Source organism: Enterobacter quasihormaechei (assembly GCF_004331385.1).
GTDB lineage: Bacteria > Pseudomonadota > Gammaproteobacteria > Enterobacterales > Enterobacteriaceae > Enterobacter > Enterobacter quasihormaechei.
Genome location: NZ_SJON01000002.1, coordinates 59,941 through 71,933, shown reverse-complemented (window position 1 = coordinate 71,933; position 11,993 = coordinate 59,941). Strand labels below are relative to the sequence as shown.

The following is an 11,993-nucleotide window of genomic DNA, read 5'->3' as shown; positions in this document are numbered from 1 at the left end:
TTACCTCGCTTTCAGTTTATGCTTCTGCTGCTTTGTTCTGTACCGGTGCGGTTTGCAGGGCGCGTGCTTTTTCGGCTTCGTCTTCAACCGGAATATCCTCGAACCCTAACAGCAGGGTCAGAACAAACGACAGCACAACCGCCAGCCCCATTACGCCAAACACCCAGACGATGGTCATCGGGTTGGCCGGATCGAAGAACTGCACGCTGGTGAACAGCCCCGGCGCCGCCATTGAGTGGCTGGCAAGGCCTGCCATGCCCGCGACCGCGCCGCAGATAAAGCCGCTGATCAGGCTCGCAATCAGCGGGCGCTTCAGACGTACCGCCACGCCGTACAGGGCCGGTTCAGAGATCCCCGCCATGATGGCGGAGGCCGCTGCCGCCAGCGCCGTCTGGCGCAGCTCCGGGTTTTTCGTTTTCCACGCCACCGCCAGCGACGAGCCGCCGAGCGACAGGTTAGCGCCGATTTCCGATGGCATCACCATCCCTTCTTTGCCCGTTTCGGCAATGGTCTGGATGATGGTTGGCGTAAAGACGCGGTGCATCCCGGTCATCACCAGCAGTGGCCACAGCGCGCCCATGATGGCAACGGACAGCCAGCCCAGATAGCCGTGGATGGTGTAGACCAGTGCCGAGATGGCGCTACCGATCCAGATCCCCAGCGGGCCAATCAGCACGATGGCGAGCGGGGCGGCAATCAGCACGATCAGCATCGGCTTCAGGAAGTTTTTCGTCACCGCCGGGGTAATTCTGTCCACCCAGCGTTCGATATACGACAGGCACCAGGTCATGACCAGGGCCGGGATCACCGTGTAGGTGTATTTCACCGCCGTCACCGGGATCAGCGCGAACTCAACGTGCTCGCCCTGCGCGGCTTTCGCCATCAGCTCGATAAAGCTCGGGTGAACCAGCACGCCCGCAATGGCAATCGCCAGCGACATGTTGGTTTTGAACTTCACCGCTGCGGAAGCCGCCACCATCAGCGGCAGGAAGAAGAAGGCTCCGTCGCCGATGACCGTCAGAATGGTGAGCGTCGGCGCGCCTTTTTCCAGCACGCCGGTCATTTCGAGGATCATCGCCAGCAGTTTGACCATCGAGCCACCGATGATCGCCGGGATCAGCGGCGACATGGTGCCGATCAGCGCGTCGAGGATCCCCGCGCCAATCCGGCGCAGCGTGAGTTTCTGTGGACCTTCCGGTACGGCAGGTTGCAGGTTGGCTGGCAGCAGGTTCACCACTTCACGGTACGCCTGGGATACGGTATTGCCAATAATCACCTGGCACTGGTTGTCGTTGCGCACCACGCCGAGCACGCCGCTGATGCTTTTCAGGCGCGCGGCGTCGGTAAGGTTTTCGTCTTTCAGAACGAAGCGCAGGCGCGTCATGCAGTGGGTGACGGCGACGATGTTGTCTTTGCCGCCCAGCGCGCTGACAACGTCGTTTGCCAGCGCGGCGTAGTTTTTGGCCATCGGAAATGTTCCTGTTATCGTTGTGTGAAATGTAGGAAACCGGTTTCACATAATCATCATGAGTTTCTTTTGAACGCACAAGATCGCTTTTTATGCATTTTTTCGTTTCGTGATGACGATCACTCGTGGCCGTAAAAAGCGTGACAACGCTGCTGCGACAATTTTTCTGCGGTGAAGTACACTGCGGCTCATCGGTTTTGAAGGGAATAACACTATGACCACGATGCTGGAAGTGGCGAAGCGGGCGGGCGTGTCGAAAGCGACGGTTTCCCGGGTGCTGTCGGGAAACGGCTACGTTAGCCAGGAGACCAAAGACCGGGTTTTTCAGGCCATTGAAGAGAGCGGGTATCGCCCCAATTTGCTGGCGCGTAACCTGGCGACCAAACGCACCCAGACACTGGGGCTGGTGGTGACGAACACCCTTTACCACGGCGTCTACTTTAGCGAGCTGCTGTTTAACGCCGCGCGGATGACGGAAGAGAAGGGCCGTCAGCTGATCCTGGCGGATGGTAAACACAGCGCCGAAGAAGAGCGCGAGGCGATCCAGTACCTGCTGGATATGCGCTGCGATGCGGTGATCATCTACCCGCGTTTTCTGAGCGTGGAAGAGCTGGACGAGATTATCGACAAATGCGAGCAGCCGATCGTGGTGCTCAACCGCCGTTTGCGGAAAAACAGCAGCCACAGCGTCTGGTCCGATCATAAAGCGTCGTGTCAGGACGCGGTTTCGCAGCTGATCGCGAAAGGCCACCGGGACATTGCGTTTATCACCGGCTCGCTGGATTCACCGACCGGCGTGGAGCGTCTCTCCGGCTACCGGGACGCCCTGGCGCAGCACGGCATTGCCCTGCGCGACGCGCTGATCGCCGAAGGGAAGTGGAGCCCGGCCAGCGGCGCGGCGGCGGTCACACAGCTGCTCAGCCGTGGCGAAGCGTTTACCGCGCTGGTGGCGAGCAATGACGATATGGCGATCGGTGCCATCAAGCAGCTGCACGAGAGCGGCGTCGCCATGCCGGACGCGGTGTCCGTCATCGGTTTTGACGACGTGGCGATTGCGCCCTACATCGTGCCGTCTCTCTCCAGCGTGCGCATTCCGGTGACGGCGATGATCCAGGAGACCATCAGCCGCCTGATTTTCATGCTCGACGGCGGTGCGTTTAAATACCAGCAAACCTTCTCCGGCGAGCTTGTCCTGCGCGACTCCGTTACTGACGGCCCGCATCGCTGACGTCGACATCTGTCATCGTCACTAATGACGATGACAGCGACCAAAGTTATTTATCTTCTTTTAAATCAATAAATTAAAAACTGGCACGGTTTATGAATAGCTTCGCGCATAACAGTTATGCCGGAGAAGCAGATGAACCGTTTTATTATGGCCGATGCCAGTAAATGCATTGGTTGCCGTACCTGTGAGGTCGCGTGCGTGGTGTCCCATCAGGCAGAGCAGGATTGCGCCGCTCTGACTCCCGACACCTTCCTGCCGCGCATTCACGTCATTAAAGGCGTGAATATTTCCACCGCCGCTATCTGTCGCCAGTGCGAAGATGCGCCGTGCGCCAACGTCTGTCCGAACGGCGCGATTAAGCGCGAGAAGGGCTTTGTGCACGTGATGCAGGAGCGCTGCATTGGGTGCAAAACCTGCGTGGTGGCGTGTCCGTATGGCGCGATGGAGGTGGTGGTTCGCCCGGTGGTGCGCAACAGCGGTATCGGGCTGAGCGTGCGCGCGGAGAAAGCCGAAGCCAATAAATGTGACCTCTGCTACCACCGCGACGCCGGTCCGGCGTGTATGGAAGCCTGTCCGACGCATGCGCTGGTCTGCGTCGATCGCGACAAGCTCGAACAGATGAGTGCCGAAAAACGCCGCCGCGCGGCGTTCGACACCTCGTCATCGCTGCTGTTTTAAGCTGCAATGCGCGTGAACGGCGTACAACTTCGGGTGCGTGGCAAAGTACAGGGCGTAGGGTTTCGGCCCTTCGTCTGGCAGCTGGCGCATCGGCTCAAGCTGACAGGCGACGTGTGCAACGACGGAGAGGGGGTCCTGGTGCGTCTCGTGGGCAGTGGGGGTGACTTTACCGCGAGACTGCGCCAGGATTGCCCACCGCTGGCGCGTATCGATCACGTTGAAACGCAGCCGTTCAGCTGGACGACGCTGCCGGACGCGTTTGTCATCCGCCACAGCGAGAGCGGGGCGATGGACACGCAAATCGTCCCGGATGCCGCCACCTGCCCCGCATGCCTGGCGGAGATGCGCGATCCCCGCGAACGTCGCTATCGCTACCCGTTTATTAACTGCACCCACTGCGGCCCGCGTTTCACCATCATCCGCGCCATGCCGTATGACCGACCGGCCACGTCGATGGCCCCATTTCCCCTCTGTCCGCCGTGCGAAACGGAATACCGCAATCCGGCCGATCGCCGTTTTCACGCCCAGCCGGTGGCCTGTCCGGACTGTGGACCGCAGCTGGAGTGGCGAGCCGGAGACACTGTTGCCACTCGCGAATCGGCCTTAAACGCGGCGGTGGAGAGGCTGAAAAACGGCGGGATCGTGGCGGTTAAAGGGCTGGGGGGATTTCATCTGGTTTGCGACGCGCTTAACCCCCGGGCGGTACAGACGTTGCGGGCACGCAAGCAGCGCCCGACGAAGCCGCTGGCGGTGATGATCCCCCATGCGGATGATCTGCCGCAGGCCATTCAGACGCGGTTACGCTCTTCCGCTGCGCCGATTGTGCTGACGCCAAAAGCCTTTCTTCCCGCGTTTCCTGAGGAGATTGCGCCGGGGCTCAATACGGTCGGCGTGATGCTGCCCGCGAACCCGATCCAGCATTTGTTAGTGATGGCGTGCCGGCGCCCGCTGGTGATGACCTCCGGTAACCTCAGCGGTCGCCCGCCCGCCATCACCAACCCGCAGGCGCTGGAAGCGCTCCGCGACGTGGCTGACGGTTTCCTGCTGCACAACCGCGACATTCTGCAACGGATGGATGATTCGGTGATGGATCAGGAGGGCGCAATGCTGCGTCGCGCGCGGGGTTTTGTGCCGGATGCCATCACATTACCCGCCGGATTTCGCGATATCCCTCCCATGCTGTGCACCGGCGCGGACATGAAAAATACCTTCTGCCTGGTGCGCGGCGGCCAGGCGGTGCTGAGCCAGCATTTTGGCAACCTTCGCGACGAGGGCGTTGACGCCCAGTGGCGCGCGGCGCTGGCGCTGATGCAGCAGATTTACGCTTTTCAGCCGGAACGCGTGGTGTGCGATGCCCATCCGGGATATCACGCCCAGCGGTGGGCGCAGGCGCAGGGGCTGCCCGTTGCAACCGTGCTGCATCATCACGCGCATGCGGCAGCGTGTCTGGCGGAGAACGGCTGGCCGCTGGACGGCGGGGATGCTATTGCCCTGACGCTGGACGGGATAGGCATGGGCGAGAATGGCGCGCTGTGGGGCGGCGAGTGTCTGCGGGTGAACTATCTCGACTGCGAACGGCTGGGCGGTCTGCCAGCCGTCGCGCTGCCCGGGGGCGATCTGGCAGCGAAACAGCCGTGGCGCAATTTGCTCGCCCACTGTCTGGCGTTCGTACCCGACTGGCAGCAGTACCCGGAAACAGAGGCGGTACAGCGTCAAAACTGGCCGCTGCTGGCAACGGCGGTGTCACGCGGTATCAATGCGCCGCTGGCCTCTTCCTGTGGTCGGCTGTTCGACGCCGTGGCCTGTGCGCTGGGCATTGAAACGCAGCGCTATGAGGGCGAAGCCGCGTGCCGGCTGGAGGCGCTGGCCGAACGGTGCGCGGGAGTCGATCATCCGGTGACGCTACAGGCGGATAACCTCACGCTGTTCTGGCAGCAGTGGCTGGCCTGGCGGGCGGAACCCGGCGAGCGCGCCTGGGCATTTCACGATGCGCTGGCGAAGGGGCTGAGTGAACTGGCGGCAACGCATGCGCGCCGACTGTCGCTCTCTACGGTGTGCTTCAGCGGAGGCGTCCTTCACAATCGCCTGCTGCGCGCGCGCCTTCGTCATTACCTTTCTGATTTCACGCTTCTGTTTCCTTCGCGCCTGCCCGCAGGTGACGGAGCGATCTCCTTCGGGCAGGCGGTGATTGCTGCCGCCCGGTCATGTTCACAAAGGATTTAAAATGTTACGACTTTTACGCAATGAACCTCGTGCAGCGTGCCTGCTGCTGGCTCTGGTGATGGCTAATCTGCTGGCCTGGGGGCTGGCGTGGCAAACCTTTAGCGGCAGTACGGCGCTGATGGCGGCCAGCCTGCTGGCCTGGTGTTACGGGCTGCGCCACGCGGTGGATGCCGACCATATCGCGGCGATTGATACCGTCACGCGTAAGATGATGCAGCAGGGCAAACGCCCGTCCGGCGTGGGCGCATGGTTTTCCCTCGGACACTCCACCATCGTGGTGCTGGCGTCCATCGCCATTGCGGCGACCGCCACGGCGTTTCAAAAAAATATGGCGTGGTTCCACGAAACCGGCAGCCTGATTGGCACCGCCGTCTCCGCCACCTTCCTGCTGGCGATGGCGCTGGTGAATATGGTGATCCTGCGCGGCGTCTGGCGCAGTTTCCAGTCGCTGAAAAACGGCAGGCCCGTGCAGGGTGACATTACGCTGCCTGCGCAGGGTGGCGTCATGAACTGGCTGTTCGGCAAAACCTTCCGCCTCGTCAATAAAAGCTGGCAGATGTATCTGGTGGGTTTCCTGTTTGGCCTGGGCTTCGACACGGCCACCGAAATTGGCGTGCTGGGGATCTCCGCCGCCAGCGCCTCCAGCGGGATGTCGGTGTGGTCGATCATGATCTTCCCGGCGCTCTTCGCCAGCGGCATGGCGCTGGTGGATACGCTCGATAACCTGCTGATGGTGGGCGCCTACGGCTGGGCGTTCAACAAGCCGCAGCGCAAGCTGTACTACAACATGACCATCACCGGCACCTCGGTGGTGGTGGCGCTGTTTATCGGCGGGCTGGAAGCGCTGGGTCTGCTGATGGACAAGTTCGCCCTCAGCGGCGGCGTGTGGGATCTGATTGGCGCGGTGAACGACAACCTGGGCGACGCCGGGTTTGTGGTGGTCGGGCTGTTTGTCGCCTGCTGGCTGATTTCTATGGTGAACTACCGCTGGCGCGGCTATGACGGGCTGGTGGTGCGGTCCTGAACCACTTAGCCCTGTTTTTGCCCGGCGGCGCTGCGCTTGCGCGGGCCTACAAGGTTTGCCGTTTTGGTGTTGAGTAGGCCGGGTAAGCGGAGCGCCACCCGGCATTACGAGGGTTAAGCAGGAAGCGATTTCAGCAGCGCGAAGGCCTCCTTCATTCTGTCTTCGCTGACGACAAAGGCGCGCGTCTGACCCTCAGCATCCGTACCGCGCGCCACCATGCCCTGGGGATCAATGGCTATTTGCCAGTTCAGATCCTGACGCTGCGTTTCACCGGCGAGATGCAGCGGTAATTCCGGCGTTTTCACTTTCACCAGCATGGCGGGTAACTTCACCGGTGCGCTGCCGCCGAGCAGGTTTTTCGCCAGGAACATGGCGCTTAACTGAATCGGTTGCAGGAACGGCAGCACCTTTCCGTTAATTTCCGCGCAGTCGCCCAGGGCATAAATGTCCGGCTGGGTGGTTTGCAGGTAGCTGTCTACCTTCACGCCGCGGTTTATTTCGGCCCCTGCGCGGTGCGCCACCGCGGTTTCCGGGCGCAAACCCGTCGCCGCGATAACCACATCCACTTCCACGCTGCGGTTGCGGTCGAGCGTTGCAAGAACGCCGGTTTCGGTTTTGCTCAGGCTCTGCAACTGCGATTTCAGCAGCAGATGCACGCCCATGTCGGTCAGACGATGCTGTAAGCGACTGCTTACTTCTGCCGGCATCAGCGCCGACAGAATGCTGGCCGCGTGGTCAACCAGGGTGACGGATTTACCCGCCCGACAGAAGTCCATCGCCAGCTCGGTGCCAATAAGCCCGCCGCCGACAATCATCACTCTGGCGGCATCGCGTAGCCGGGTTTCGCTGGCCTGATACTCCTGCTGGCTGTTGAGCGTGACCATCAGCTCGCGGCCCTCAACCGGCGGCACAAACGCAGAGGCGCCCGTTGCCAGCACCAGCTTGTCGTACTGCCAGGTATGCTCTTTCGCTTTCACCACATGGGCGTCGGCGTCAATATCCGTAACCCAGGTGTACGGAAACAGACGCAGGTTAAACTGCTCTGCGAACTCCCCCGCCGTCTGGCGGGTGAGATCTTCGGCGCGCTGATTCTGGCTAATGACGTGGCTTAAATCAGGCTTGTTGTACTCGTCCATGCTGTCGGCGGCGATCACCGTCAACGGCACGTTAGTATCCTGTTTGCGGATATTTTTCACCAGCTGGCGGGCGGCAAAACCCGAGCCGATAATGACGATGCCGTGGCTCATTTTGCCTCCGTTGCCAGTTCATCAAAGACGTCTTTCCCGAGGGAACATTCAGGGCAGAGGAAGTTGTCCGGCACTTCGCTCCATGGCGTACCCGGCGCGACATCCTGCAACGGCTCGCCCAGTTCAGGATCGTAAATCCACTGGCAGACGCTGCACTGCATGCAAGGGCCGAGGTCGGCAGCGGCAGGGGCGGCTTCTGCTACGGCTTCCGGCGCAACCGCCGCGGCGGGGGCGGTTTGCGGCAGCGGCGCAAGCGCCCACTGGCGTGCAATGTCGCGGCCGTGCTGGCGACAGACTTCCAGCGCGTCGAGGTCCGGGCGCCATTTCGCCTTCAGGCTCATGGACATCTCAAAGCCGGCATCCTGTAAACGCGTGGAGAGACGGTCTACCGCGCCGCCGCTCCAGCCGTGAGAGCCAAAGGCGCTGGCGCGTTTGTTACGAAAGCGCAGGCCGGTCATCTCTTCCACCAGTCCGGCAATCTTCGGCATCATCACGTTGTTCATGGTGGAGGTACCCACCAGCACGCCCTTGGAGCGGAAGACGTTGGTCAGGATTTCGTTTTTATCGCTACGCGCCACGTTGAAGATTTTCACCGCCACGTTCGGGTCAACTTCGTTGATGCCCTGGGCAATCGCGTCCGCCATCATGCGGGTGTTGTTGGACATGGTGTCGTAGAAGATGGTGATGCGGTCTTCCTGGTAATCCGCCGCCCATTTCAGGTACAGCTCGACGATCTGGGTGGGGTTTTCACGCCATACCACGCCGTGGGAGGTCGCAATCATATCTACCGGCAGGTTGAAGCCGAGGATCTCGGTGATTTTTGGCGTGACCAGACGGCTGAACGGGGTCAGGATATTGGCGTAGTAGCGCTGGCACTGTTCGAACAGCTCGGTCTGATCCACTTCATCATTAAACAGACGTTCGTCGCAGTAATGCTGGCCGAAGGCGTCGTTACTGAACAGCACCGCGTCACCGGTCATGTAGGTCATCATGCTGTCCGGCCAGTGCAGCATCGGTGTTTCCACGAAGATCAGCTGCTTGCCGTTGCCGATATCCAGCGAATCGCCGGTTTTCACGGTGTGGAAGTTCCACTCCGGATGGTGGTGGTGACCGTTGATGGAGTCAATGGCGTTGGTGGTGCAGTAGATCGGAGTATCCGGAATATAAGACATCAGCTCGGTCAGGGCCCCGGCGTGATCCTCTTCCGCATGGTTGATGATGATGTAATCGATGTCGTTCAGGTCGATTTCACCACGCAGGTTCTGCACGAACTCACGGCTGAATTTGTGATCGACGGTATCGATCAGGACGTTTTTACCTTCACGGATGAGATAGCTGTTATAGCTGCTGCCGCGCAGCGTTTTGTATTCCGTGCCGTGAAAATCACGTACTTCCCAGTCACGTTGACCCACCCAATGAATGTTATTTTTAACCAGAATAGACATAGCAACCTCAACTTAATACAGCGTTTTCAAATAAGATGGTTTGCTTATATCAAGTTGCGTGCCAACTTTTTATGTTATTGAATTTGAAGTGTTTATTGTTTTGTGGCCCATAATGGATAGTCATTATGACTATCTTAAAAATTGTCAATATGACATTATGTATTGTCAAAATGACAGTGAGGCAGACATGAGCTTTTCCGTAGACGTCCTGGCGAAAATCGCCATAGAACTGCAAACCGGTATTGGTCATCAGGACCGCTTTCAACGGCTGATCTCCACGTTGCGCCACGTGCTGGATTGCGATGCGTCGGCGCTGCTGCGTTACGAAGGGCGGCAGTTTATTCCGCTGGCTATCGACGGCCTGGCGAAGGACGTACTCGGGCGGCGCTTTACGCTGGAGGGCCACCCGCGTCTGGAAACCATTGCCCGCGCGGGCGATGTGGTGCGTTTCCCGGCAGACAGCGATCTGCCCGATCCGTACGACGGCCTGATTCCGGGGCAGGAGAGCCTGAAGGTGCACGCCTGTATTGGCCTGCCGCTGTTCGCCGGGCAGAATCTGATTGGCGCATTAACCCTCGACGGCATGTCGCCGGATCAGTTTGATACCTTCAGCGACGAAGAGCTACGGCTGATTGCCGCGCTGGCGGCCGGGGCGCTGAACAATGCCCTGCTGATAGAACAGCTGGAGAGCCAGAATATTCTTCCCGGTAGCCCGACGGCGTTTGAGCAGGTGGCGCACACCGAGATGATCGGCCTTTCACCGGGCATGGAGCAGCTCAAAAAAGAGATTGAGATTGTCGCCGCGTCTGATTTAAACGTGCTGATCTTCGGGGAAACCGGCACCGGTAAAGAGCTGGTGGCGAAAGCGATCCACGAAGCCTCGCCGCGCGCGGTGAACCCGCTGGTGTACCTCAACTGTGCGGCGCTGCCGGAAAGCGTGGCGGAAAGCGAGCTGTTCGGTCACGTCAAAGGGGCGTTTACCGGGGCGATCAGCAACCGCAGCGGCAAGTTCGAAATGGCCGACAACGGCACGCTGTTCCTGGATGAAATTGGCGAGCTCTCCCTTTCGCTCCAGGCCAAGCTGCTGCGCGTGTTGCAGTATGGCGATATTCAACGCGTGGGTGACGATCGCAGCTTACGCGTGGATGTGCGCGTGCTGGCGGCGACGAACCGCGATCTGCGCGAAGAAGTGTTGGCGGGGAATTTCCGCGCCGATCTGTTCCACCGCCTGAGCGTATTTCCGCTCACGGTGCCGCCGCTGCGCGAGCGGGGCGACGACGTGGTGCTGCTGGCGGGCTTTTTCTGCGAACAGTGTCGGCTCAAAATGGGGCTCTCCCGCGTGGTGCTAAGCCCCGGTGCGAGGACGCACCTTCTGAGCTACGGCTGGCCGGGTAACGTGCGTGAGCTGGAACATGCGATCCACCGTGCGGTGGTGCTGGCGCGGGCAACGCGTTCGGGGGATGAAGTGGTTATTCATGCGCGCCATTTTGCGCTGCATGAGGAAATGACGCCGTCCGTTAAGCCAGTTTTACCGGAGAGCGTGAACGAAAACCTGCGCGAGGCGACGGATGCGTTCCAGCGCCAGATGATTACCCGCGCGCTGGAGCAGAATAACCGCAGCTGGGCGGCGTGCGCGCGGGCGCTGGAGATGGACGTCGCCAACCTCCACAGGCTGGCGAAACGTCTGGGGCTTAAGGGTTAAAGTATTCCCGCCTGGTAGAAGTCTTGCAGGTTGATCGCGCCGCACAGCCTGCCGTGCCCGTCCACCACCGGTGCGGCGGTGATTTTACGCTTCATCAGCACCTCTTTGGCTTCAATGGCGCGGCTCTCGGCATTCAGCGTCAGCCCCCCCTGGGTCATTGCTTCGGATACCCGCGCCTCCAGTTTGCCGCCGCCCACCAGCCAGCGGCGCAGGTCGCCGTCGGTGAAGACGCCCTTCACCTGGCGGTCGTTGTCGCACACCGCAACCAGCCCCAGCCCGGTGCGGCTCAGCTCCAGCATGGCGTCCATCACGCTGGTGTCGAGCTTGACCTGCGGAATGGCATCGTCCGTGCGCATCAGGTGGTGAACCTTGTTGAGCAGACGTGCGCCGAGCGCGCCCGCAGGGTGAGAGCGGGCAAAATCTTCTTCACTAAAACCGCGCGCCTGCATCACCGCCATGGCCAGCGCGTCGCCCATCATCAGCGTGTTGACGGTGCTGGAGGTGGGGGCCAGGTGCATCGGACAGGCTTCGCGCTCAACGGAAATATCCAGCGTTGCTTTCGCGGCCAGCGCCAGCGGCGAGCGGGGTTTTCCGGTCATCGCTAACAGGGCTACCGATTTTTCTTGCAGGCGAGGGATGATGAGATCCAGCTCTTTGGCTGAACCGGAGTAGGAGATAAACAGCATCACGTCGCGGCTTTCGATCATCCCCAGATCGCCGTGCAGCGCTTCGGCAGGGTGAACGAAAAACGCCGGAGTGCCGGTGCTGGCAAGCGTCGCGGCAATCTTCTTGCCGATATGGCCGGATTTACCGATACCCGCCACGATGACCTTGCCTTCGCAGTGGATAATAGCGTTGGCTGCACGAACAAAATCCTCACCCAGACGCTCCGGCAGGCGGCTGGCTTCCTGGAGTTCCAGCAGCAGGGTCTGACGGCCTGCGTTTAACAGAAAATCACTCATTTTTCTCTCCGGTTAC

9 protein-coding genes are annotated in these 11,993 nt (G+C 60.5%); 5 read left to right on the top strand and 4 right to left on the bottom strand.

Annotation, left to right across the window (positions count from 1 at the left end):
* Positions 1-16: 16 nt before the first annotated feature.
* Positions 17-1,468 (bottom strand): PTS cellobiose/arbutin/salicin transporter subunit IIBC, encoded by a 1,452-nt coding sequence (gene ascF, locus E0L16_RS02925; RefSeq protein ID WP_131636287.1) that lies wholly within the window; start codon positions 1,466-1,468, stop codon positions 17-19.
* A 214-nt stretch (positions 1,469-1,682) separates the two neighbouring features.
* Between ascF and E0L16_RS02920 the strand changes: the two genes are divergently transcribed.
* The 4 genes from E0L16_RS02920 to E0L16_RS02905 all read left to right on the top strand — a co-directional run bounded on the left by E0L16_RS02920 (position 1,683) and on the right by E0L16_RS02905 (position 6,621).
* Positions 1,683-2,696 carry a LacI family DNA-binding transcriptional regulator gene (locus tag E0L16_RS02920; protein ID WP_131636286.1) on the top strand — a complete coding sequence of 338 codons (1,014 nt, stop codon included), beginning with the start codon at positions 1,683-1,685 and terminating at the stop codon, positions 2,694-2,696.
* Between the two features lie 132 nt (positions 2,697-2,828).
* Positions 2,829-3,374, top strand: a complete 546-nt coding sequence (gene hydN, locus E0L16_RS02915) for an electron transport protein HydN (protein WP_063869411.1) — start codon at positions 2,829-2,831, stop codon at positions 3,372-3,374.
* Positions 3,375-3,380: 6 nt separating this feature from the next.
* Entirely contained in the window at positions 3,381-5,597 is a 2,217-nt protein-coding gene (gene hypF, locus E0L16_RS02910) for a carbamoyltransferase HypF (protein WP_131636285.1), read from the top strand.
* 1 nt (position 5,598) lies between these two features.
* Entirely contained in the window at positions 5,599-6,621 is a 1,023-nt protein-coding gene (locus tag E0L16_RS02905) for a HoxN/HupN/NixA family nickel/cobalt transporter (protein ID WP_112792758.1), read from the top strand.
* 113 nt (positions 6,622-6,734) lie between these two features.
* Here E0L16_RS02905 and norW read toward each other — a convergent pair whose 3' ends face one another.
* Positions 6,735-7,868, bottom strand: a complete 1,134-nt coding sequence (gene norW, locus E0L16_RS02900) for an NADH:flavorubredoxin reductase NorW (protein ID WP_131636284.1) — start codon at positions 7,866-7,868, stop codon at positions 6,735-6,737.
* Positions 7,865-9,313, bottom strand: coding sequence for an anaerobic nitric oxide reductase flavorubredoxin (gene norV / locus E0L16_RS02895; RefSeq protein WP_107533591.1), 1,449 nt, complete (start codon positions 9,311-9,313; stop codon positions 7,865-7,867). The genes norW and norV overlap by 4 nt, the downstream gene beginning before the upstream one ends.
* 187 nt (positions 9,314-9,500) lie before the next feature.
* Between norV and norR the strand changes: the two genes are divergently transcribed.
* A complete protein-coding gene (gene norR, locus E0L16_RS02890; RefSeq protein WP_131636283.1) occupies positions 9,501-11,015 on the top strand; it encodes a nitric oxide reductase transcriptional regulator NorR in 1,515 nt (504 codons plus the stop codon).
* Here the strand turns inward: norR and gutQ are convergent.
* Entirely contained in the window at positions 11,012-11,977 is a 966-nt protein-coding gene (gene gutQ / locus E0L16_RS02885; RefSeq protein ID WP_131636282.1) for an arabinose-5-phosphate isomerase GutQ, read from the bottom strand. The genes norR and gutQ overlap by 4 nt on opposite strands.
* Positions 11,978-11,993: the final 16 nt, after the last annotated feature.

Excerpts from the sequence above, each read along its gene's own strand:
- hydN (WP_063869411.1), top strand. The coding sequence starts at position 2,829 with ATGAACCGTTTTATTATGGCCGATGCCAGTAAATGCATTGGTTGCCGT.
- hypF (WP_131636285.1), top strand. The coding sequence starts at position 3,381 with ATGCGCGTGAACGGCGTACAACTTCGGGTGCGTGGCAAAGTACAGGGC.
- norW (WP_131636284.1), bottom strand. The coding sequence starts at position 7,868 with ATGAGCCACGGCATCGTCATTATCGGCTCGGGTTTTGCCGCCCGCCAG.
- E0L16_RS02905 (WP_112792758.1), top strand. The coding sequence starts at position 5,599 with ATGTTACGACTTTTACGCAATGAACCTCGTGCAGCGTGCCTGCTGCTG.
- norR (WP_131636283.1), top strand. The coding sequence starts at position 9,501 with ATGAGCTTTTCCGTAGACGTCCTGGCGAAAATCGCCATAGAACTGCAA.
- E0L16_RS02920 (WP_131636286.1), top strand. The coding sequence starts at position 1,683 with ATGACCACGATGCTGGAAGTGGCGAAGCGGGCGGGCGTGTCGAAAGCG.
- norV (WP_107533591.1), bottom strand. The coding sequence starts at position 9,313 with ATGTCTATTCTGGTTAAAAATAACATTCATTGGGTGGGTCAACGTGAC.
- gutQ (WP_131636282.1), bottom strand. The coding sequence starts at position 11,977 with ATGAGTGATTTTCTGTTAAACGCAGGCCGTCAGACCCTGCTGCTGGAA.
- ascF (WP_131636287.1), bottom strand. The coding sequence starts at position 1,468 with ATGGCCAAAAACTACGCCGCGCTGGCAAACGACGTTGTCAGCGCGCTG.